This window comes from Geodermatophilus sp. SYSU D00663 (assembly GCF_054050655.1).
In genome coordinates this window covers 1-21,183 of sequence record NZ_JBJGZT010000046.1, presented here as the reverse complement: position 1 = coordinate 21,183, position 21,183 = coordinate 1, and the positions used below count along the sequence as shown (strand labels likewise).

Sequence of the window (21,183 nt, the reverse complement as noted above, 5' to 3'; positions counted from 1 at the left end):
GGTCAGCTGCTGACCGGGCCCGTGGCCGTCCGACGTCCGGATCCGGTCCCGTGCCCGCTCGTGCTCTGCCCCCGATGCGGACCAGTGCACGAGTCGCCGGGCGAGGCCCCACCCGGTGGAGCGCCTCGGTCAGCAGCTGACGGGCGTGGCGGGGGCGGCCGTCGTGGAGGGCGCCGCGGGCGTCTCGGGGGCCGGCGCGGCGGCCACGGCCGGGGCGGGGGCCGGGGGCACCTGGACCGGGACGACGCCGGTGTAGCCCGGGCCGAGGACCAGCTGGACGGTGTCGCCGATGGCGTCGCTGGGCTGCAGGACCGCGCCGGGGACGGCGGCGGCGACGGTGCGCGCCTGCTCGACCGCCCCGGGGCCGTGCCGGACGACGGTCTGGTTGACCGTGCCGCGCTCGTTGCCGACCTGGCCCACGGCGAAGCCCTGCTGGCGCAGCAGGTCGCCCACGGTCGAGGCCAGCCCGGAGGTGGCGGTCCCGTTGAGGACGTCGACGGTGACGGCGGCCGGCGCCACGGTGAGCGGTTGGGCGGCCGGGCTGGCGGGCGCCTGCTCGGGCGCGGTGGCGGGGTCGGCGGCCGGGGTCTCCGCGGCGGCCGGGTCCGCCGGGGCGGTGGTCGCCGCGGCGACCGGGGTGGCCAGCTCGGCGGGCACGGTGCTGTCCTCGATGACGTCGTCGAACAGCGTGCGGGTGGCGGCGCCGTCGAGCAGCACGTAGGCCTGGTCGCTGCCGGCCGGCACGTAGCCGACCTGCGCCACCGGCAGGCTCGCCCGCTGGACCGCGTCGCCCTCGAGGTCGCCCAGTGCCGAGGCCAGCGTGCGGAGGTCGCCGAGCGTCGTCTGCTCGTCGACGGTGAGCGCGCCGGCGGACCGCGTGAGGAACCGCGTGAGGTCGTAGGTGTTGGCCAGCGTCCCGACGGTCATCGCCGAGCGCAGCGTGGCCGACAGCAGCAGCTGCGTGCGCTCGGCCGCGGCGACCCCCGTGACGTCGGAGCCGGCGTCGCCGGGCGCCAGGTAGCGGCCGACCTGCGCCCCGGTCAGCTCCGACGTGCCGGCCGGCAGCGGGGCGACCGAGGCGGCGTCGGCGGGACCGGCGGTGGGCAGGCAGACGCTGACCCCGCCGACGGCGTCGACCATCGCCGGGAGGCGGCCGAGGTCGACGGCGAGGTAGTGGTCGACGCGCAGGCCGGACAGCTGCTGCACCGCGCGGACCATGCACGAGGGCCCGCCGGCCAGCAGCGACGCGGCGAACGCCTCGGAGACGGGCTCGCGGGCGGCGCCGTCGTCGGTCCGGCAGGCGGGGGTGTCGACCCACGCCGTCGGCGGGACGCTGACCAGGACGGCGCGCTGCTCGTCCGCGGCGACGTGCACCAGCAGCGTGGTGACCGAGGCCGGCCCGTCGGTGCCGGGGAGGTCGGTGCCGACGACGAGGTAGGTGGTCGACCCGTCCTGCAGCTGCGGGGCGATGACCTCCGGCCCCTCGGGGGCGAGGGCGGCGACGCGGGCGATGCTGCGGTCGACGTAGGCGTACAGGCCCGCGTGGTAGCCGACCACGAGGCCGAACAGCACGCCGAGGGCCACGGCGGCGCGGACCAGCCGGCGCCGGCCGGGGCTGCGCGGCGGGCGGGGGGCCACGGGCCGCCGGGTGCTGCCGGCGCCGGACATCGCCGGCCCGTCGAGGCCGGGGATCGGCGGGTGCGCGGGGCGGCCGGGCAGCGGCGGGACCGGGCGGGAGTACTGGACGCCCGCCGCCGGCGTGCCGGGCAGCGGCGGCACGGGCGTCGACCAGTGGGTCCCCGCGGGCGGCGTCCCCGGCAGCGGCGGGACGGGGCGGGAGTGCTGCACGCCGGCCGGCGGCGTCACCGAGGCGGGGCGCCGGACGCCCTTCGGCGGGGTGCCGGGCAGCGGCGGGACCGGGCGGGAGTACTGGACACCGGCCGGCGCGGCGGGGACCGGCGGCAACCCGCGGCGGGGCTCCTCGGGCGCGGCGGCCGGCGGCGCGGCGGCGGTGCCGGGCACGGGCGGCTTCGGCCCGCGGTGCGAGGGCAGTGACTCGCCGGGCTCCAGCGGGATGGGCACCTCACCGGTGCGGCGCGCGGCGCGGCGGCCGGTGGCGCCGCCCTGGCGGGCGAGCAACTGCTCGACGGTCACCGGACCGGGCGCGTCGCCGCCCACGGCCCGGTCGTCTCCCCGCTCGTCCCGCACCGCTGTCGATCCCATCGTCGTGGTCCGCGCCGTCGCTCACCGCACACGCGGCAGCACTCAACGATACGGGCGGAAGGCCGCCTCGACCGGTTGCACGCGGCGTGACCCGCCGGGCGGGTCGCGTATCCGCAGGCCACGACCGGGGGAGGGCGGTCGCGGACGGGCGGGGTCCGGTGCGCGGACGTAGCGTCGGCGCGTGCGGCTGCCCTCGATCCCCGGTCCCTCCGACGTCTTCTCCGCCGTCGAGAGCCTGCGCGACGGCGTCGCCGACGCGCTCGCCCTGGTGCCCCGGGTGGCCGCGGCGATCGGGCGGCTCGAGGGGCTGCTGGACCGCGTCGACACCGTCGTGGACCGTGCGGAGGGCCTGGTCGACCGGGTCGACGGCGCGGTGACCGCCCTCGACGAGACGCGGCAGCGCGCCGACGAGCTGGTCGCCGGCGCCGGGTCGACGCTGCGGGCCGCCGACGCCGCGATCGCCGCGGTCGGCGGGACGCAGCAGAAGGCCGACGCCGCCATCGGCGCCGTCGAGGGCACCCAGCGCCGCGCGGACGCCGCCATCGGCGCCGTCGAGGGCACCCAGCGCCGCGCGGACGCCGCCATCGGCGCCGTCGAGGGCACCCAGTCCCGCGCGGACGCCGCCATCGGCGCCGTCGAGGGCACCCAGTCCCGCGCCGACGCCGCCATCAGGGCCGTCGAGGGCACCCAGTCCCGCGCGGACCGTGCGATCGAGGCGGTCGAGGGCACCCAGCAGAAGGCCGACGCGGCCATCGCGGCGGTGGGCACCACCATCGAGCGGGCGCAGGACGCCGTCGGGCGGGCCGAGAGCGCGGTCGACGGCGCCGAGGGCACGCTCGGGCGGGCGGACGGCGCGGTCACCGCCGCCGAGGGACTGGTCGGGCGGATCGACCCCCTGCTGGCCGGCTACGAGGAGCCCCTGACGCGGCTGGCGCCGTCGGTGCGGCGACTGGCCGAGACGCTCGACCCGCACGAGGTGGAGGCGCTGGTCCGCCTGGTCGACCGGCTGCCGGACGTGGTCACGCACCTCGACGAGACGATGCTGCCGGTGCTGGAGTCGCTGGGCGACGTCGGTACCGACGTGCACGACCTCGTCGACACGATGCAGGACATCCGCGAGGTGGTGAAGGGCTTCCCGGGGTCCAGGCTGTTCCGCCGGCGCGGCCGCGACGAGATCGCCGAGGACGAGAGCGGCGAGGGGGCCCAGGAGCGCACCGGCTCCTGAGCCCCCTCGGGTCCCGCTCGTCCCGCCGGTCAGGTCTCGGTCGGGTACCCCAGCGCGCGGGCGACGTCGCCGATCCGCTCGTACGTCTCGCCCTCGGGCAGCCGGCGCAGCTCGTCGACCACGGCGTCGGTCGCCCGGTGGTCGAGCGCGGCCTCGACCAGTCCCGGCCCGTCGTTCGGGAAGTCGGCCCGCACCAGCCAGCGCGCCAGCTCCGCGCGGGCGACCACGGCGTCCTCGGTCATCCCGACGGGGACGCCGCCGACCAGGGTGCCCGCGGGGTTCGCGGCGATGTCCGGCTCGCCCTCGGCGACCGGCTCGACCTCCCGGAACTCCTCGGCCCGGGTGGCCCGCTCGGCCTTCAGCATCCCCTGGATCTCGTGCTCCAGCTGCTCGTCGAGCCGCGGGTTGTGCTTGTTGCTGCGCGACGACACACCAGCGAACCCGTCGTCCATCTCGCTCACGATCGCCTCCCTGTCCCTGTGACTACTTCTCGTCGAGCGCGGAGGGCTTGTGCACCGCCGTCTTGCCGCTCTTGTCGCTCTCGACCTCGTACTGGGGGTCGTCCGAGCTGGCCTTGACCTTCCGGCCCCCGGCCTCCGTCTCCTCCGTGATCTTCCGGGTGACGGTCCCCTCGGCCTTGCTGCCGTGGCTGTTCCAGGTGACGTGGTCACCCTTCTCGAACTCGTCGGCCATCTCGGACCTCCGTGTCGTCGGGTCGTCCCTCCCCCGTGCCCGGCGTCCGGAGCGCACACACATCGGCACCCGGAGCGACGCAGATCACCCTCCGGAGAGCGGGCGTCACCCGCTCGTGCGGTGGCAGGACGGCCGTCCTCACGTAGCGTGTGCAGTGACGGGGACCGGACGGGCGAACCTCCTGCTGAGAGTCGAGCAGTGGTGACGCTCGGTGAGGTCACCCGTCCTCGATCGCCGGCCCGGTCGACCCCATTCCCCCGGGGTCGGCCGGGTCGGCCCCGTTCCCGGCCCGGTCCCTACGCTCGCCGGCGTGACCGATCCCGCCGGCCCGCCCGCTCCCGCTGACGGGGACCACCTGCCGGGCAGCCCCCGCCCCGTCGACGTCCTCACCGTCGTCTCCGTCACCGACGTCACCCCGTCGGTGCGCCGGGTCGTCCTCTCGGGGACCCCGGCCGCCGTCGCCGCGGCCGGGCCCACGGTCAACCTGCTGGTGCCCCGCGTGGGGGATCCGGAGCCGCGGTGGCCGGCGGTCGCCCGGGACGGCCGGGTCGTGTGGCCGGCCGGGCCGCACGGCGTCAGCCTGCGCAGCTACACCGCCCGCCGCCAGGACCCCGGCCGCGGCGAGGTCGACGTCGACTTCGTGCTGCACGGCGACGGCCCGGCCGCCGCCTGGGCCGGCGCGGCGGCCCCGGGCGCCCTGCTCGGCGTGGCCGGCAGCGGCCCGCTGGGCGACCGGCCGGCCGGCACGCTGCTCCTCGCCGGCGACGAGACGGCGCTGCCGGCCATCAGCCGCATCCTGGCCGCGGCCGGACCGGAGACCGTCGGGACGGCGCTGCTCGAGGTCGCCGGGCCGGAGGAGGAGCAGCAGCTCGCCGCGCCGGCCGGCGTCGAGGTGCGCTGGCTGCACCGCGGCGGCACGCCGCCCGGCGAGAGCACCCTGCTCGCCGACGCCGTGGCCGCGACGGAGCGCCCGGCCGGCGACGACGTCTTCGCGTGGGTGGCCGCCGAGTCGGCCGCCGTCCGGGCGGTGCGGGCCGACCTGCGCGGCCGCTGGGGGCTCGCCCGCGCCCAGCACCACGCCATCGGCTACTGGCGGCGCGGCCGCGCGATGGCGCCCGCCGGCTAGAAGGGCCGCCCTCAGGGAACTCACAGGTAGCGTCCAGGGGGACTGCAGTTCCGCGGCAGAGCCTCGGGGCATGACGACAGCAGCCAGGCGTCCGACGGGAGTTGTCGTGACGGGAGCCCGCACCGCTCGGCCCGCCGCCCCGGAGGCGCGCCTCCTGGTGGTCGACGACGAGCCCAACATCCGCGAGCTGCTCTCGGCCAGCCTGCGCTACGCCGGGTTCGAGGTGGCGACGGCCTCCGACGGCCAGCAGGCGCTGGCCCTGGCCTCGACGTTCCGGCCCGACCTGCTGGTCCTCGACGTGATGATGCCGGGCCTGGACGGCTTCGGCGTCGTCCGCCGGCTGCGGGAGAGCGGCCGGCACACCCCGGTGCTGTTCCTCACCGCGCGGGACGCGGCCGAGGACAAGGTCTCCGGGCTGACCCTCGGCGGCGACGACTACGTGACCAAGCCGTTCAGCCTCGACGAGGTGCTCGCCCGCATCCGGGCGGTCCTGCGCCGCAGCGCCGGCCAGCAGCGCGCCGTCGAGACCAGCCGGCTCACCTTCGCCGACATCGAGCTCGACGAGGAGTCGCACGAGGTGGTGAAGGCCGGCCAGGTGGTGAACCTGTCCCCCACCGAGTTCAAACTGCTGCGCTACCTCATGGCCAACGCCGGGCGGGTGCTGTCGAAGGCGCAGATCCTGGACCACGTGTGGAACTACGACTTCAACGGCGAGGCCAACGTCGTCGAGTCCTACATCTCCTACCTGCGGCGCAAGGTGGACACCACCGAGCCGCGCCTGCTGCACACCATCCGCGGGGTGGGCTACACCCTGCGCCTGCCCCGCGGCGCGTGAGCACTCCCCCCGGTCCTCCTCCCGGAGCGGCGCTCCGCAGCGGTCCCCGACTCCCGCGGGTGCCGCTGCGGATCACGCTCGTCGCGATGCTGCTGGTCCTGGTGACCCTCGCGCTGGTCGCCACCGGGGTGACGGCGACGTCGCTGCTCAAGCGCTACCTGGTCGCCCAGCTGGACCAGCAGCTGGAGAGCACGCTGCGCGAGACGGCCGGCTCCCAGGACTACCTCACCGACTGCCTGTTCGGCAGCCGCCAGCGCTACCTGGCCCCCGACACCTACGTGGCCTGCCTGATCCCCGGGGACGCGGAGCCGGTGGTCCTCTCCGGCCCCGACGACGAGGACGCGCTGCCCGCCCTCGACGCCGGCGACGTCGCCGCGATCGCGGCCCGCGCCGCGGCCCCCGGCGGCCCGCCCCAGGACGGCGGCCCCGGCCGGTCGCTCGCGCAGACGGTGGCCTCCGGCGACGGCGACACGTCCTGGCGGGTCACGGCCGCGGAGCTGCGCGGCGGGCTGGTCCTCGTCGTCGGCGGGGACCTCGACCGCGACGACCGGGTGATCGCGCGGCTGGTGGCCATCGAGATCGTCGTCGGCCTGGTGGTGCTGGTCGCCCTGGGCGTGGCCGGGTACTGGCTGGTGCGCAGCAGCCTGCGCCCGCTGGCGGAGGTGGAGCGCACCGCGCAGGCCATCGCCGCCGGCGACCTGACGCAGCGGGTGGCGCCGGGCGACGGCCGCACCGAGGTCGGCCGGTTGTCCCAGGCGCTCAACGGCATGCTCGCCCGGATCGAGGACGCGTTCCGCGCCCAGCAGGCCTCGGAGGAGCAGGCCCGGGCGTCCGAGGAGCGGATGCGCCGGTTCGTCGCCGACGCCAGCCACGAGCTGCGGACCCCGCTGACCTCCATCCGCGGCTTCGCCGAGCTCTACCGCCAGGGCGCCGTCACCAGCCCGGAGGAGACCGACCGGCTGATGCAGCGCATCGAGAGCGAGGGCGGCCGGATGGGCGTCCTGGTCGAGGACCTGCTGCAGCTGGCGCGGCTGGACCTGCAGCGGCCGCTGTCCATCGCGCCGGTCGACCTGGCCGAGGTCGCCGGTGACGCCGTGCACGACGCGCGGGTCCTGCAGCCGGACCGGCCGGTCAGCCTGCACCTGGACGACTCGCTCACCGAGGTGCCGGTGGTCCTCGGCGACGAGGCGCGGCTGCGCCAGGTGGTGGGCAACCTGGTGACCAACGCGCTGGTGCACACGCCGGAGACCGCCCGGGTGACCGTCTCGATCGGCGAGGACACCAGCGGCGGCGAGGACGTGGTGGTGCTGCGGGTGGCCGACGAGGGCCCGGGCATGGCGCCCGAGGACGCCGCCCGGGTGTTCGAGCGCTTCTACCGGGCCGACGCCTCGCGCAGCCGCGCCGCCGGTGGCACGGGGCTGGGCCTGTCAATCGTGGCGTCGCTGGTCGCCGCGCACGACGGGGAGGTCTCCCTGGACACCGCGCCCGGCCGCGGCGCGGTCTTCACCGTCCGGCTGCCCCGCTCGGGCCCCGGGCTGCCCCGCGTCCCGGGCGGCGCTCCCGGGGCGGCACCCGGGCCCGCGCCCGCCGGTCCCCCCGGGCAGCCGGCCGGGCCCGCGGGGCTACCGTCCGCGGGTGAGCACTGACAGCGGAGGAGCCCCCTACGACGCGGCGCTGATGAGCGCGGTCGCCGACCTGGGCGACGCCCTGCGCGGCCTGGTCGACGCCTCGGTGCGCACCGCCGTCCCCGCCGCGGACCTGCAGGAGGTCGCCGCGGCGGTGCGGACGGCCACCGGCCGGCTCACCGCCGCCGTCCGCCCGCCGGGGCAGCTGCCGGCGCTGGACGACCCGGTGCGGTTCCGGCGCGTGTACAACCCGGTGGCCGGGGTCGGCAGCGCCTTCGCCCCGCCGCTGCGGCTGCGCGAGGAGCCCGGCGGCGTCGTCGGCGAGGTGTCCTTCGGCCTCGCCTACGAGGGGCCGCCCGGTTTCCTGCACGGCGGGATGAGCGGCCTGGTGATGGACCAGGTGCTGGGTGCGGCCACGATCCGGGCGGGCCTGTGGGGCATGACCGCCCGGCTCGAGCTGGACTACCGGCGGCCCGTGCCGCTGGACACCCCGGTCGTCTGCCGCGGCCGGGTGACCGAGGCCGGCGGCCGCAAGTCGGTCGTCACCGGCACCATCGCGCTCGCCGAGGCGCCGGACCGGCCGCTGGTCGAGGCGCGGGCGGTGTTCGTGCTGCCGCGGGAGGACCTGCGCGCCGAGTACTTCGCGCGGGTCACCGACGCCTCCGGCCGGCACGCCCCGCCCTCGCGTCCCACCGACGCCACGGCCCCGGGAGCCGGGGAGTGAGGGACGTCGAGGTCGCCGCGGCCGCTGCGCGGGCGGCCGCGGACGTGCTGACCGGCCTGCGCTCCGGCGGGCTGACCGGCCGCGCCCTCGGCGACGCCGGCGACGCCGCGGCCCAGGAGGCGATCACCGCCGTCCTCGCCGCCGAGCGCCCCGACGACGTCGTCTTCAGCGAGGAGGCGGCCGACGACCGCAGCCGGCTGGAGGCCGGCCGGGTGTGGATCGTCGACCCGCTCGACGGCACCCGCGAGTACGGCGAGACGGAGCGGTCCGACTTCGCCGTCCACGTGGCGCTGTGGGTGCGCGGGACGCTGGGCGCCGGCGCCGTCGCGCTGCCCGCCGTCGGGGAGGTGCTGGTCACCGACCCGGCGCCGGCCCTGCCGCCGCCGGTGGCCCGACCGCCGCGGATCGCGGTGAGCCGGACCCGGCCGCCGGCGCAGGCCGACGCGGCCGCGGCGGCGGTCGGCGGGGAGCTCGTGCCGCTGGGCTCCGCCGGGTTCAAGGTGACCGCGGTGGTCCGCGGCGAGGTCGACGCCTACGTGCACGCCGGCGGGATGTACCAGTGGGACTCGGCGGCGCCGGTCGCCGTCGCGCTGGCCGCGGGGTTGACCGCGGTCCGGCTGGACGGGTCGCCGCTGCGCTACAACGAGCCCGACCCCTCGCTGCCCGACCTGCTGGTGTGCCGCCCCGAGCTGGCCGCGGACCTCCTGGCCGCCGTGCGCTGAGCGCCGGCCGAGGGGCCGGGCCGGGGGGCTCGACCCCGTGACGGACACTGGTGGGGTGACGACCCCCGACTACCGGCTCACGCAGCTGGAGACGCTCGAGGCCGAGTCGATCCACGTCATCCGGGAGGTGGCCGCCGAGCTCGAGCGGCCGGTGCTGCTGTTCTCCGGCGGCAAGGACTCCATCGTCATGCTGGAGCTGGCCCGCAAGGCGTTCGCGCCGGCGCGGATCCCGTTCCCGGTCATGCACGTCGACACCGGCCTGAACTTCCCCGACGTCCTCGAGTTCCGGGACAAGCGGGTGGCCGAGCTGGGCGTGGAGCTCGTCGTCGCCTCGGTGCCCGACGCGATGGCCCGCGGCCTGGTCCGCGAGGAGCCCAACGGCTCGCGCAACCGGATCCAGACGCCGGTGCTGCTCGAGGCGGTGGAGGAGCACGGGTTCACCGCGCTGTTCGGCGGCGCGCGGCGCGACGAGGACAAGGCGCGGGCCAAGGAGCGGGTGTTCTCCTTCCGCGACGAGTTCGGCCAGTGGGACCCGAAGAACCAGCGGCCGGAGCTGTGGGACCTCTACAACGGGCGCATCCACCTGGGCGAGTCGATCCGGGTGTTCCCGCTGTCGAACTGGACCGAGCTCGACATCTGGCAGTACGTCGCCCGGGAGGGCATCGAGATCCCGCCGCTGTACCTGGCGCAGGAGCGCGAGGTGGTCGAGCGGCAGGGGATGCTCTACGCGGTCAACGAGTTCGTCCGCCCGCGCGAGGGCGAGCGGGTGTTCCGCGAGACGGTGCGCTACCGGACCGTCGGCGACGCCAACCTGACCGCGGCGGTGCGCTCGGAGGCGCGCACGGTGGAGGAGGTCATCGCCGAGGTGGCGGTGACCCGGATGACCGAGCGCGGCGCCACCCGGGGCGACGACAAGGTCAGCGACGCGGCGATGGAGGACCGGAAGAAGGAGGGCTACTTCTAGGAGGGCCTCGGTGCCCCCACGCCCCGGGCCGCCCGGCGCGGGCCCCTGCACCGGGGCCGTTCCGGCTAGTCACCGCGCTGTCGGCGGCCCCCTGCAGGGAGGCCGCGCGCTCGCGCGCGCCGCCGGCGGCGGTGGCGCAGCAGGACGACGACGGTGACGGCGAGCAGCAGCAGGCCCGCCGGCCAGGCCACCGCCTCGGGCGCCGCGACCCCGAGCGCCTCGGCGACGACGTAGCCGAGCGCGTACCCCGCGACGACGACCAGCAGCACCGGGACGAGGAACACGAAGCCGCCCACGCACCGCTCCTCCCCGCGGGTGCCGGGTGGTCCCGCTCACACCAGCGTCCCCGATCGCGGGCCGCGGTGCGGCGGCTGGGACGATGGGGGTCATGTCCGAGCTGTCCGCGGTCGACGTCCACTCCCCCGCCGCCGAGCAGGCGGCCGAGATCGCGACGGCGCGCAAGGACATCCTCCGCATCGCCACCGCCGGCTCGGTCGACGACGGCAAGAGCACGCTCATCGGCCGGCTGCTCTACGACAGCAAGGCCGTGTTCGAGGACCAGTACGCCGCGATCGAGCGGGCCAGCAAGGGCGACTACGTCGACCTGGCGCTGCTCACCGACGGCCTGCGCGCCGAGCGCGAGCAGGGCATCACCATCGACGTCGCCTACCGCTACTTCAGCACCCCGCGGCGGACGTTCATCCTGGCCGACACCCCCGGCCACGTGCAGTACACGCGGAACATGGTCACCGGCGCCTCGACGGCGGACCTGGCGATCGTGCTGGTCGACGCGCGCAAGGGCCTGGTCGAGCAGAGCCGCCGGCACGCCTTCCTCGCCTCGCTGCTGCGGGTGCCGCACCTGGTCGTCGCGGTCAACAAGATGGACCTCGTCGACTGGTCCGAGGACGTCTACGAGCGCATCCGCGACGAGTTCAGCGCGTTCGCGACGAAGCTGTCGATCCACGACCTGACCGTCGTCCCGATCTCGGCGCTGCACGGGGACAACGTGGTGACCCGGTCGGACAACACGCCCTGGTACGGCGGGCCGTCACTGCTGCACCACCTCGAGCACGTGCACGTGGCCGGCGACCGCAACCTCGTCGACACCCGCTTCCCGGTGCAGTACGTGATCCGGCCGCAGTCCGACGCCCACCACGACTACCGCGGCTACGCCGGCACCGTGGCCAGCGGCGTGCTCCGCCCCGGCGACGAGGTGCAGGTCCTGCCCAGCGGCCTGACCACGACGGTCGCGGCCGTCGACGGCCCGCGCGGCCCGGTCGCCGAGGCCTTCCCGCCCATGGCGGTGACGGTGCGCCTGGCCGACGACGTCGACGTCTCCCGCGGCGACCTGATCTGCCGGCCGGGCAACGTGCCGCAGGTGACGCAGGACCTCGACGCGCTGGTGTGCTGGATGGCCGAGGAGCCGCTGCGGCCGCGGCAGCGGCTGGCGGTCAAGCACACGACCCGCTCGGTGCGCGCGGTGGTCAAGGAGCTGACCTACCGGCTCGACATCAACACGCTGCACCGCGACCTCGAGGCCACGGAGCTCGGCCTCAACGACATCGGCCGGGTCAAGCTGCGCACCACGCAGCCGCTGTTCGTCGACGACTACAACAGCAACCGGGTCACCGGCCGGTTCATCCTGGTCGACGAGGCCACCAACGCCACCGTCGGCGCCGGGATGCTCCCCCCGCACCGCTGACGAAGGGCCCTCACCCCAGCCGCACCGGGAGGACCTCGAAGCCCCGCAGCGTCCGCAGGTCGCGGCGGACCGGGCGGCCGGCCACCCGCAGCCGCGGGAACCGCTCGCTGAGCGTCCGCAGCCCGACGACGCCCTCCAGCCGGGCCAGGCCCGCGCCCAGGCAGTAGTGGACGCCGCCGGAGAACGCCAGGTGCTCGCGGGCGTTCGACCGGGTGACGTCGAAGCGGGCGGGGTCGGTGAACACCGCCGGGTCCCGGTTGGCCGCGCCCAGCAGCAGGGTCACCCGCGCGCCGGCCGGCAGCGGCACGCCGGCGACCTCGGTGTCGCGGGTGGTGCTGCGGCCGGTGAGCTGCACCGGGCTGTCGTGGCGGAGCACCTCCTCCACCGCGCCGTCCCAGCCCGCCGGGTCCTCCCGCAGGGCGTCCCACTGCTCGCGGTGGGCGTCGAGCAGCACGACGGCGTTGCCGAGCAGGTTGACCGTGGTCTCGAACCCGGCGCCGAGCAGCAGCATCACCGTGGCGTGCAGTTCGCGCTCGGTGAGCGCCTCGTCGCCGGGGAGGGTGACCAGCCGGCTGACCAGGTCCTCGCCCGGGTCGGCCCGCAGCCGCGCGAAGTGCCCGCGGAGGAAGGCGTGCATGGCGCGCAGCGCGCGCTCGGCGGCCAGGTAGCGGCGCGGCGGCAGGCCGGGGTCGAGGGTGGCGGCCGCGGCGGCGCCCCAGCGCAGGAAGTCCTCGCGGCGGCCGGCAGGGACGGCGAGCAGGTCGGCGATGACCAGCACCGGCAGCTGCGCGGCGTAGGTGCCGACGAGGTCGACGACGTCGTCGCGGCCGGCCAGCCGGTCCAGCAGCGCCTCGGCGGTGCGCCGCACCATCGGCTCGGAGGCCAGCGTCGCGCGCGGGGTGAAGGCGCGGCTGACCAGCCGGCGCAGGCGGGTGTGGTCGGGCGGGTCGGTGACCAGCATGGACGGCGGCTCGGCCACGCCGGTGGCGTCGAGCTCGTCGCCGAAGCGCAGCGCCCACCGGACGAGGGCCGGCGCCCGGGACCGGTCCCAGCCCACGCCGGCGGCGTCCGAGCGCAGCACCGCGGTGGCGACGGCGTGCGAGGCGGTGACCGGGCCCAGCGCGCTGCCGGACAGCGGGCCGCGGGCGCGCAGCTGCTCGTAGAGGCCGAAGGGGTCCTCGCGGGCCGCCGGGTCGCGCAGCAGCCGGCCGACCGGGTCGCCCCGGCGGGCGGCGCGCGCGAGGTACACGGCCGGGAGGCCGTGGCCCAGCGCGTAGCGGGTGGCCGTGCGGGCCGGGCGCAGCAGGCGCGTCGTCGCGGACGGGGTCGCGGGGTCGGCAGCGGTCCGGTCCGGCCGCGGGGACGTCGTCGTCACAGCACCTCCCGCCCGGCGGGCGCCGGGCGAGAGGCAGTGTGTCAGCTCAGGACTCGGTGTCCGGGGGCGCGGGCGCCTGGCCGGCGTCGCCGTCCCAGTCCTTGCCGGCCTTGTAGGCGTGCCCCGAGGCGCTGTCGGTCTGGTCGGCGACGGTCTGCACCATCTCCTCGTCGGACAGGCCCTCGCCCGCGGCCTCGGTGTCGTTGGTGGGCTCGCTCATCCCGTCTCCTCCGTCGAACGGCTTCGGTCCCTCCAGCCCTCCCCGACGACCCCCGTGGTCAAACTCCGGCCCCGCTCACGCGCCGAGGACGAACCAGACGCGCTTGCCGCCGTCGACGTCCTCGATGCCCCAGGAGTCGGCGATGGCGTCGACGATCTGCATCCCGCGGCCGCGGGGCTGGTCGCCGCGCAGCTCGCCGACGACGGGGCGCACACCTGAGCCGTCGGACACCGCGATGCGCAGCCAGCCGTCGGAGTACTCGAGCTCCAGGGACAGCACGCTCCCGCCCCCGACGTGGTCGACGACGTTGGCCACCAGCTCGGTGACCAGGAGGGCGACGTCGTCGGCGTCCTGGGGCGCCTGCCAGGCGCGCAGCGTCTCGCGGGCCACGTGCCGGGCGACGGGGACGCTGCGGGGTGCCGGGGGCAGGTCCACCCGTGCGGTGAGTGCCGACATCTCGCTCCCTGGTGACCGGCCACCGGGGGCCCAGTCGGTTGTGCGCCATCGAGTCGAGGACCACCGTCCCAGCGGGGACGTCGTTCCGCAACCCCCGTTGCACGCATGTCGCCGTTGCACGTCACACCTGTTGCACGCAACGGCCGTTCAGTAAGATCGCGCACGACCGATCGCGGGCGCGGGCCCGCCGGTGACGTCAGGAGGCCCCGTGACCACAGGACCGTCGGTGACCGTCCCGCCGGCAGCCGGGGACGACGCGGTCGCGGCCCTCGAGCAGCTGGTGCGCGAGATCGACCGGTGCGCGGCCGAGCTGCAGGACGCCCGGACCCGCGCCGAGCAGCTGCTCTCCCAGCGCCGCTCGGGGGACAGCTGGCTCGACATCGTCACCGAGGAGTCCCGCCCGCTGGTCGTCGAGCGGATCACCACCGTCCTCGGCGCCCTGGCCGGCGCCGGGTCGACGTGGCGCCGCGCCCAGGCCCGCGCCCTGCAGGCCGAGCACGTGAGCATCAACCGGATCGCCGCGATGTTCGGCGTCACCCGCCAGCGCATCTCGGCCCTGCTCCGGGACCAGCCGGGCCCCGCCGGACGGGACGCCGGGACGGCCTAGGCGGTCAGGGCGTCGATGGCCTTGTAGACGCGCTGCTCGGAGATCGGCCGGGGCGTGCCGAGCTGCTGGGCGAACAGGCCCACGCGCAGCTCCTCGACCATCCACCGGATGCGGGCGACCGGGTCGTCGGGGGCGCCGGTGGGCGGCACCTCCCGGCGCAGCTGCTCGTACTCGGCGGTGACCGCGGCGACCTGGTCCGTCCAGAGGGCGTCGCGCACCGCGTTGGCCGGGAGCTTCTCCAGCCGCAGGGCCATGCCCTCGAGGTAGCGCACCAGGTCGGGCAGCCGCCGCCGGCCGGCGTCGGCCACGAACCCGCGGTGCAGCAGCCCGGTCATCTGGCGGCGCAGGTCGGCGACCGCCGCCTCGGGCACCCGGCGCCCGGGCGCCGCGCCGATCGCGACGGCGACCTCGCGGGCCTGGGTGAGCACCGCCTCGACCCGCCGCACGGCGTCCTGGGTGAGCGGCAGCAGCTGCTGCCGCGCCGTCGTCACGAGTGCGCCGAAGGCGGCCTCGTCGCGGGGCGGACCGCCGGCGGCCGCGAGCAGCTCGTCGGCCGCGGCGTCGACGCAGTCGTCGACCAGCGCGGGGATCTCGCCGTCGGGGTTGAACTGCAGGGCGAGCCGGCTCTTCGGGGAGAGCCCCTTGACCACCTGCCGGGTGGGCGAGCCGGCCGCGAGCACGAGCAGCCGCCGGGCGCCGCGCCAGGTCAGCCGCGTGGCCTCGGCCTCGGTCGCCACCACCCGGACGCCGACCGTCGCCCCCTCGTCGACCAGTGCCGGGAACGCGGTGACCACGTGCCCGCCGCGGCGGACCTCGACGGTGCGCGGCAGCTCGCCGATCGTCCAGGCGGTCAGCCCGGTGCGCTCCAGGTCGGAGGCGGCGCGGGCCAGGCTCGCCCGGCCGGCCGGGGCCACCTCGCGGCGCAGCGCCTGCAGGTCCTTGCCGGTGGCCAGCGGCCGCTGCTCGTCGTCCAGCACCCGGAAGGTGGCGCGCAGGTGCGCGGGCACCTCGGCGGGGCGCCAGGCGTCCGGCGGGACGACGACGGCCGCGGCCCGGCGCAGCTCGCGCTCCAGGGCGGGCAGCAGCGGCTCGGTGGGGCTGATGTGCGGCAGCACCTCGCGGACCCGGTCGGGGATCGGCACCAGGGCCCGGCGCAGCTGCTTGGGCAGCGTCCGCAGCAGCGCCGTCACCAGCTCCTCGCGCAGGCCGGGGACGGTGAAGGCCAGCGACTCCCCCGACGTGCGCTCGGCGACGGTGTCGAGCACCGCGAGCGGGACGTCGACGGTGACGCCGTCCTCCGGCGCGCCGGGGGCGAAGGCGTAGGACAGCGGCAGGGTCAGCCCCTGCGTCAGCGGCACCTCGTCCGGGAAGTCCGCGGGGTCCACCTGCCCGGCCGCGGCCGCGTCGGTGAGCATCTCCGGCGTGAGGGTGAGCAGGTCCGGCGTCTCGCGGCGGGCCTGCTTCCACCACCGGTCGAAGTGCCGGGTGGAGACGACGTCGGCGGGGATGCGGGCGTCGTAGAGCTCGAACAGCGTCTCGTCGTCGACCCGGATGTCCCGGCGGCGGGCCCGCTCCTCCAGCTCGGCGACCCGCTCGATGGCGCGCTGGTTGTCGGCCCAGAAGCGGTGGTGCGTCGTCCACTCGCCCTGGACGAGGGCGTGCCGGATGAACAGCTCGCGGGAGACGACCGGGTCGATCGAGCCGTACTGCACCCGCCGGCCGACGACGAGCGGGATGCCGTACAGGGTGACCCGCTCGGTGGCGACGACGGAGCCGCGCTTCACGTCCCAGCGGGGCTCGGAGTACTCGCGCTTGACCAGGTGGCCGGCCAGCCGCTCGACGTCGTCCGGGTCGACGCGGGCCACGGTGCGGGCGAACAGCCGGCTGGTCTCCACCAGTTCGGCGGCCACGACCCAGCGCGGCGGCCTCTTCGCCAGCGGGGTGCCGGGGGCGATGACGAACCGGGCGCCGCGCGCGCCGAGGTACTCGCGCCCGCCGCGCCGCCGGTCGCCGTCCTTCCGTCGGGTGTCCTCCACCTGGAGGCCGACCTGCGACAGCAGGCCGGCGAGCAGCGCGGTGGTGATGCCGCGCTCGTCGGGCTCGGCGGCGAGCGAGCCGGGGGTCATCCCGAGGCGGCGGGCGGTGCTGCGCAGCTGGCCGTGCAGGTCCTGCCACTCCCGGATGCGCAGGTAGTGGAGGAACTCGCGCTTGACCGTGCGGCGGAACGCGCTGCCCGACAGCGCTTCCTGCTGCTCGGTCAGGTACCGCCAGAGGTTGAGCAGCGTGAGGAAGTCGGAGTGCTCGTCGGCGAACCGCGCGTGCATCTGGTCGGCCGCCTGCTGGTGCTCGGTGGGCCGCTCGCGGGGGTCCTGGACGGTCAGGCCCGCGGCGACGACAAGCACCTCCTCCAGCACGCCGCGCCGGTCGGCCTCGACGACCATCCGGCCCAGCCGCGGGTCGAGCGGGAGCTGGGCGAGCGCCCGCCCGGTCTCGGTGAGCCGGCCGGCGTCGTCCAGCGCGCCGAGCTCCTCGAGCAGCGCCCGGCCGTCGGCGACGGCGCGCCGGTCCGGCGGGTCGACGAACGGGAAGTCCTCGACGGCCCCGAGGTCGAGCGCGGCCATCTGCAGCAGCACCGAGGCGAGGCTGGTGCGGAGGATCTCCGGGTCGGTGTACTCCGGCCGGGCGTCGAAGTCGTCCTCGGTGTACAGCCGGATCGCGACGCCCTCGGCGACGCGGCCGCAGCGGCCCGAGCGCTGCCGCGCCGAGGCCTGGCTGATCGGCTCGATCGGCAGCCGCTGCACCTTGGTGCGCGCGCTGTACCGGGAGACGCGCGCGGTGCCGGGGTCGACGACGTAGCGGATGCCGGGCACGGTCAGCGACGTCTCGGCGACGTTGGTGGCCAGCACGACCCGGCGGCCGGTGTGCGGCTGGAACACCCGGTGCTGGTCGGCGGCCGACAGCCGGGAGTAGAGCGGCAGCACCTCGACGCCGGGGAAGCGCTCGGTCAGGGCGTCGGCGGTGTCGCGGATCTCGCGCTCGCCGGCGAGGAAGACCAGGACGTCGCCCGGGCCCTCGTGCGCCAGCTCCTCGACGGCGTCGCCGATGGCGGTGACCTGGTCGCGGTCGGGGTCGGCGTCCGGGTCGTCGGGGTCGACGACGGGCCGGTAGCGGACCTCCACCGGGTACGTGCGGCCGCTGACCTCGACGACGGGCACCTCGGCGCCGTCGACGCTGAAGTGCTTGGCGATCCGGTCGACGTCGATGGTGGCCGAGGTGATGACGACCTTGAGGTCGGGCCGGCGCGGCAGCAGCTGGGCGAGGTAGCCCAGCAGGAAGTCGATGTTGAGGCTCCGCTCGTGCGCCTCGTCGACGATGATCGTGTCGTACTGGCGCAGCAGCCGGTCGTGCGCGATCTCGGCCAGCAGCACGCCGTCGGTCATGAGCTTGACCAGCGTGCCGTCGCCGACCTGGTCGGTGAAGCGCACCTTCCAGCCGACCGCCCCGCCCAGCGGCGTGCCGAGCTCCTCGGCGATCCGCTCGGCCACCGTGCGCGCGGCGATCCGCCGCGGCTGGGTGTGCCCGATCCGCCCGCGGACGCCGCGGCCGAGCTCGAGGGCGATCTTGGGCAGCTGGGTGGTCTTGCCCGAGCCGGTCTCGCCGGCGACGACGACCACCTGGTGCTCGCGCAGGGCGGCGGCGATGTCGTCGCGGCGGGCGCTGACCGGTAGCTGCTCGGGATAGGTGACGGCCGGGACGGCGGCGCGCCGGCGGGCGATGCGCTCCTCGGCGGCGGCGACGTCGGTGACGATCCTCCCCAGGGCCCGCTCGCGCGCGGCCTCGTCGCGGGTGCGGCGCAGGCCCTCGAGCCGGCGGCCGAGCCGGTGCTCGTCGTCGAGGGTCAGCGCGGCCAGCCGGGACCGGAGGTCCGCGAGGGTCGCGGTCACGGGCGCGCTCGACTCTCTTCCAGGGTGCGGGGACGGGTGGCGACCGGGGCCACCGCCCCCAGGATCGCAGGTGCGACCCGCGCCACCGGAGGTCCGGGGCTGCTGGGCCAGCGGGTGCAACGCGCCGGCACGCCGGTTCCTTCCCGCGGGAGGTGCAGCGACCGGCACGCGCGGGTACCGGAGCCGGACGCCGTGTCGCTCACGTCACGATGCATGTACGGTGCAACTGGTTGCGTGTAGCGCGCACGCATTTGTACCGTGCATGCATCCACTCCTCCCGTCCTCCGGAGTCCGCCGTGCCCCCGTCCGCGTCCCGTGACGCCGGCCCCTCGGCCGCGCCGTCGCCGCAGCGCGCAGCGGAGGTCCGCCGGCTCTCCGAGCAGATGCCGCGCTTCATGCGCCTGGTGCACGCGTTCAAGAGCCTCCCGTCCGCCGCCGACGGCCGCGAGCGCGCGGCGCTGGTGCTCCTCTTCCCGCTGGCCCGGCTCGGGCCACAGCGGCAGAGCGCGCTGGCCGAGCTGGTGCACGCGGACCCGTCGACGGTCAGCCGGCACGTGGCCTGGCTGGTCGAGCACGACCTGGTGCGGCGCGTGGCCGACGAGACCGACGGCCGCGCCACGCGCCTCGTCGTCACCGACGCCGGCCGGGCCGCCGTCGAGCGGCTGGCCGAGGAGCGCGCCACCCAGCTCGCCGGGATGCTCACCGGCTGGTCCGACGCCGACCTCGCCACGCTCACCGGGCTCTTCGGACGCCTGCTGGACGACCTGACGGCAGCGCTGCCGTCCGACCCCCGCTCCCCCTCCGCACTCCCCGTACCGAGAGAGAAGCCATGAGCCAGACCACCGCCCACCCCACGGGTGGGCGCGGCGGCGCCCGCGCCGCGGCGGCCGCACCGGACTCCTCCGGCGCCTTCACGCACCGCCAGATCCTCACGATCATCGTCGGCCTGATGGTCGCGATGTTCCTCGCGGCCCTCGACCAGACCGTCGTCGCGACCGCGATCCGCACCATCGCCGACGACCTGCAGGGCTACGACCTGCAGGCCTGGGCGACGACGGCGTTCCTCATCACCTCGACGATCGCCACGCCGCTGTACGGCAAGCTCTCCGACATCTACGGCCGGCGGCCGTTCTACCTGTTCGCCATCGCCGTGTTCGTCGTCGGCTCGATGCTCTGCGGCCTGGCGAACTCGATGTACGAGCTCGCCGCGTTCCGCGCCGTCCAGGGCATCGGCGCCGGTGGCCTGATGTCGCTGGCGCTGGCGATCATCGGCGACATCGTGCCGCCGCGGGAGCGCTCGCGGTACCAGGGCTACTTCATGGCCGTCTTCGGCACCTCGAGCGTGCTGGGCCCGGTCATCGGCGGGTTCTTCGCCGGTCAGGGCTCGCTGCTCGGCATCGACGGCTGGCGCTGGATCTTCTACGTCAACGTCCCGCTGGGCCTGGTCGCCTTCGCCGCCGTCTTCCGGGTGCTGCACCTGCCGCACGAGCGGCGGGAGCACCGCATCGACTGGCCCGGCGCGCTGGCGCTGGTGACCTTCCTGGTGCCGCTGCTGATCGTCGCCGAGCAGGGCCGCATCTGGGGCTGGGGCTCGACCCGCTCGGTGGCCTGCTACGTCGTCGGCGCCGTCGGCTTCGTGCTGTTCCTCCTCGCCGAGCGGGCCTACCGCGACGAGGCGCTGCTGCCCCTGCGGCTGTTCCGCAACCGCAGCTTCACCGTCGTCGGCGTCGGCAGCGTGGTGATGGGCGCGGGCATGTTCGGCGGCCTGCTGCTGCTCCCGCAGTACCTGCAGATCGTCCACGGCTCCAGCGCCACGGTCGCCGGCCTGCAGATGATCCCGCTGGTCGCCGGCATCATGACCGGCGCGATGAGCTCGGGCATCGCGATCTCGAGGACGGGCAGGTACAAGGTCTTCCCGCTGGTCGGCATCGTGTTCATGACCGTCGCGCTGCTGTCGATGTCGTTCGTCGTCGACGCCGACACCTCGGTGTGGACGCTGGTGCCGTTCATGGTCCTGCTGGGCCTGGGCCTGGGCTTCAACTTCCAGCCCACGATCCTCGCCGTGCAGAACGCCGTGTCCCCGCGGGAGATGGGCGTGGCCACCTCGTCGGTGACGTTCTTCCGGCAGATGGGCGGCACGATCGGCACCGCGGTCTTCCTGTCGGTGCTGTTCAGCCGGCTGCCGGTGGACATCGAGTCGGCCGTGACCTCGGCCGCGGCGTCCGACCCGCGCGTGGCCCAGGCGGTGCAGAGCGGTCAGCTGCAGGGCGGCGGCGACCTGTCGGACACCTCCTTCATCCAGACGCTGCCGTCGTTCCTCGCGGCGCCGTTCAAGACCGGGTTCTCGAACTCGATCGACCTGGTGTTCCTCATCGCCGCGTGCGTGGTGGCGCTCGGGTTCTTCGTGTTCCTGTTCCTGCCGCAGCTGGCGCTGAGCGACCAGTCCGGCATCCAGGCCCAGCAGGCCGCCCGCCAGACCGCCGGCGAGCCCACCGGGGACGACGCCGGCCGGCAGGTGGCCGAGGCCGCCGGTGCCGCGGCGCCGACGTCGACGGCTCCCCCGGTCGGGCGCCCCGGCGAGGCCGCGACCGGCGGCCGCCACCGCGGCTGACCGACGGCGTGAGGCCCCGCCCCCCCCCGCCCCGGGCGGGGCCCCTCGCCCTCTCCGGGCCGGGGGCCCCCACCCCCCCCCCCGCCCCCCACCCCCGGCCGCCCCCCCACCCCCCCCCCCCCCCCCCCCCC

The 21,183-nt window shown here is 76.2% G+C and carries 19 protein-coding genes; 11 read left to right on the top strand and 8 right to left on the bottom strand.

The window, feature by feature from the left end; genetic code table 11:
* Positions 1-129: 129 nt before the first annotated feature.
* Positions 130-2,178, bottom strand: coding sequence for an LCP family protein (locus ACI79Z_RS22415; protein ID WP_456904136.1), 2,049 nt, complete (start codon positions 2,176-2,178; stop codon positions 130-132).
* Positions 2,179-2,404: 226 nt separating this feature from the next.
* On the opposite strand from ACI79Z_RS22415, the gene ACI79Z_RS22410 reads away from it, so the two are divergent.
* Positions 2,405-3,448: a hypothetical protein gene (locus ACI79Z_RS22410; RefSeq protein ID WP_456904134.1), complete on the top strand. Its 1,044-nt coding sequence runs from the start codon at positions 2,405-2,407 to the stop codon at positions 3,446-3,448.
* Between the two features lie 29 nt (positions 3,449-3,477).
* On the opposite strand, the gene ACI79Z_RS22405 is transcribed toward ACI79Z_RS22410, so the two are convergent.
* Both ACI79Z_RS22405 and ACI79Z_RS22400 read right to left on the bottom strand, forming a co-directional pair.
* A complete protein-coding gene (locus tag ACI79Z_RS22405; RefSeq protein WP_387988411.1) occupies positions 3,478-3,900 on the bottom strand; it encodes a DUF2795 domain-containing protein in 423 nt (140 codons plus the stop codon).
* A 31-nt stretch (positions 3,901-3,931) separates the two neighbouring features.
* Positions 3,932-4,141, bottom strand: a complete 210-nt coding sequence (locus ACI79Z_RS22400) for a hypervirulence associated TUDOR domain-containing protein (RefSeq protein ID WP_387988331.1) — start codon at positions 4,139-4,141, stop codon at positions 3,932-3,934.
* 310 nt (positions 4,142-4,451) lie between these two features.
* Here ACI79Z_RS22400 and ACI79Z_RS22395 point away from each other — a divergent pair, with 310 nt between their 5' ends.
* From ACI79Z_RS22395 to cysD, 6 genes are all read left to right on the top strand, one after another.
* Positions 4,452-5,267 (top strand): siderophore-interacting protein, encoded by an 816-nt coding sequence (locus ACI79Z_RS22395; protein ID WP_387988330.1) that lies wholly within the window; start codon positions 4,452-4,454, stop codon positions 5,265-5,267.
* 106 nt (positions 5,268-5,373) lie between these two features.
* Positions 5,374-6,102 (top strand): response regulator transcription factor, encoded by a 729-nt coding sequence (locus tag ACI79Z_RS22390; protein ID WP_456904131.1) that lies wholly within the window; start codon positions 5,374-5,376, stop codon positions 6,100-6,102.
* Positions 6,103-6,161: 59 nt separating this feature from the next.
* Positions 6,162-7,748, top strand: coding sequence for a sensor histidine kinase (locus ACI79Z_RS22385; protein ID WP_456904129.1), 1,587 nt, complete (start codon positions 6,162-6,164; stop codon positions 7,746-7,748).
* Entirely contained in the window at positions 7,738-8,451 is a 714-nt protein-coding gene (locus tag ACI79Z_RS22380) for a PaaI family thioesterase (RefSeq protein ID WP_387988327.1), read from the top strand. Before ACI79Z_RS22385 ends, ACI79Z_RS22380 begins: the two co-directional genes overlap by 11 nt.
* The gene (locus ACI79Z_RS22375) at positions 8,448-9,173 is read left to right on the top strand and encodes an inositol monophosphatase family protein (protein ID WP_387988326.1); all 726 of its coding nucleotides are present in this window, start codon (positions 8,448-8,450) and stop codon (positions 9,171-9,173) included. Before ACI79Z_RS22380 ends, ACI79Z_RS22375 begins: the two co-directional genes overlap by 4 nt.
* Before the next feature lie 37 nt (positions 9,174-9,210).
* Complete coding sequence (cysD, locus tag ACI79Z_RS22370) at positions 9,211-10,137, top strand: sulfate adenylyltransferase subunit CysD (protein WP_387988325.1); 927 nt, start codon at positions 9,211-9,213, stop codon at positions 10,135-10,137.
* A 65-nt stretch (positions 10,138-10,202) separates the two neighbouring features.
* On the opposite strand, the gene ACI79Z_RS22365 is transcribed toward cysD, so the two are convergent.
* Complete coding sequence (locus tag ACI79Z_RS22365) at positions 10,203-10,433, bottom strand: hypothetical protein (protein WP_387988324.1); 231 nt, start codon at positions 10,431-10,433, stop codon at positions 10,203-10,205.
* Positions 10,434-10,525: 92 nt separating this feature from the next.
* Here ACI79Z_RS22365 and ACI79Z_RS22360 point away from each other — a divergent pair, with 92 nt between their 5' ends.
* Positions 10,526-11,839, top strand: a complete 1,314-nt coding sequence (locus ACI79Z_RS22360; RefSeq protein ID WP_456904126.1) for a sulfate adenylyltransferase subunit 1 — start codon at positions 10,526-10,528, stop codon at positions 11,837-11,839.
* Between the two features lie 10 nt (positions 11,840-11,849).
* Here the strand turns inward: ACI79Z_RS22360 and ACI79Z_RS22355 are convergent, their stop codons facing one another.
* The 3 genes from ACI79Z_RS22355 to ACI79Z_RS22345 all read right to left on the bottom strand — a co-directional run bounded on the left by ACI79Z_RS22355 (position 11,850) and on the right by ACI79Z_RS22345 (position 13,890).
* The gene (locus ACI79Z_RS22355) at positions 11,850-13,214 is read right to left on the bottom strand and encodes a cytochrome P450 (RefSeq protein ID WP_456904124.1); all 1,365 of its coding nucleotides are present in this window, start codon (positions 13,212-13,214) and stop codon (positions 11,850-11,852) included.
* A gap of 46 nt (positions 13,215-13,260) precedes the next feature.
* Positions 13,261-13,434: a hypothetical protein gene (locus ACI79Z_RS22350; RefSeq protein WP_456904122.1), complete on the bottom strand. Its 174-nt coding sequence runs from the start codon at positions 13,432-13,434 to the stop codon at positions 13,261-13,263.
* 75 nt (positions 13,435-13,509) lie between these two features.
* The gene (locus tag ACI79Z_RS22345) at positions 13,510-13,890 is read right to left on the bottom strand and encodes an ATP-binding protein (protein ID WP_456904121.1); all 381 of its coding nucleotides are present in this window, start codon (positions 13,888-13,890) and stop codon (positions 13,510-13,512) included.
* Positions 13,891-14,098: 208 nt separating this feature from the next.
* Between ACI79Z_RS22345 and ACI79Z_RS22340 the strand changes: the two genes are divergently transcribed.
* Positions 14,099-14,497: a hypothetical protein gene (locus tag ACI79Z_RS22340; protein ID WP_387988319.1), complete on the top strand. Its 399-nt coding sequence runs from the start codon at positions 14,099-14,101 to the stop codon at positions 14,495-14,497.
* Here the strand turns inward: ACI79Z_RS22340 and hrpA are convergent.
* Positions 14,494-18,441, bottom strand: coding sequence for an ATP-dependent RNA helicase HrpA (hrpA, locus tag ACI79Z_RS22335; protein WP_456904118.1), 3,948 nt, complete (start codon positions 18,439-18,441; stop codon positions 14,494-14,496). The two genes, ACI79Z_RS22340 and hrpA, sit on opposite strands and share 4 nt — an antisense overlap.
* A gap of 296 nt (positions 18,442-18,737) precedes the next feature.
* Here hrpA and ACI79Z_RS22330 point away from each other — a divergent pair, with 296 nt between their 5' ends.
* Entirely contained in the window at positions 18,738-19,274 is a 537-nt protein-coding gene (locus ACI79Z_RS22330) for a MarR family winged helix-turn-helix transcriptional regulator (protein ID WP_387988317.1), read from the top strand.
* On the top strand, positions 19,271-21,052 hold the full coding sequence (locus ACI79Z_RS22325) for an MDR family MFS transporter (RefSeq protein WP_387988316.1): 1,782 nt from the start codon (positions 19,271-19,273) through the stop codon (positions 21,050-21,052). Before ACI79Z_RS22330 ends, ACI79Z_RS22325 begins: the two co-directional genes overlap by 4 nt.
* Positions 21,053-21,183 lie beyond the last annotated feature (131 nt).

Excerpts from the sequence above, each read along its gene's own strand:
- ACI79Z_RS22405 (WP_387988411.1), bottom strand. The coding sequence starts at position 3,900 with ATGGACGACGGGTTCGCTGGTGTGTCGTCGCGCAGCAACAAGCACAAC.
- ACI79Z_RS22400 (WP_387988331.1), bottom strand. The coding sequence starts at position 4,141 with ATGGCCGACGAGTTCGAGAAGGGTGACCACGTCACCTGGAACAGCCAC.
- ACI79Z_RS22360 (WP_456904126.1), top strand. The coding sequence starts at position 10,526 with ATGTCCGAGCTGTCCGCGGTCGACGTCCACTCCCCCGCCGCCGAGCAG.
- ACI79Z_RS22350 (WP_456904122.1), bottom strand. The coding sequence starts at position 13,434 with ATGAGCGAGCCCACCAACGACACCGAGGCCGCGGGCGAGGGCCTGTCC.
- ACI79Z_RS22345 (WP_456904121.1), bottom strand. The coding sequence starts at position 13,890 with ATGTCGGCACTCACCGCACGGGTGGACCTGCCCCCGGCACCCCGCAGC.
- ACI79Z_RS22325 (WP_387988316.1), top strand. The coding sequence starts at position 19,271 with ATGAGCCAGACCACCGCCCACCCCACGGGTGGGCGCGGCGGCGCCCGC.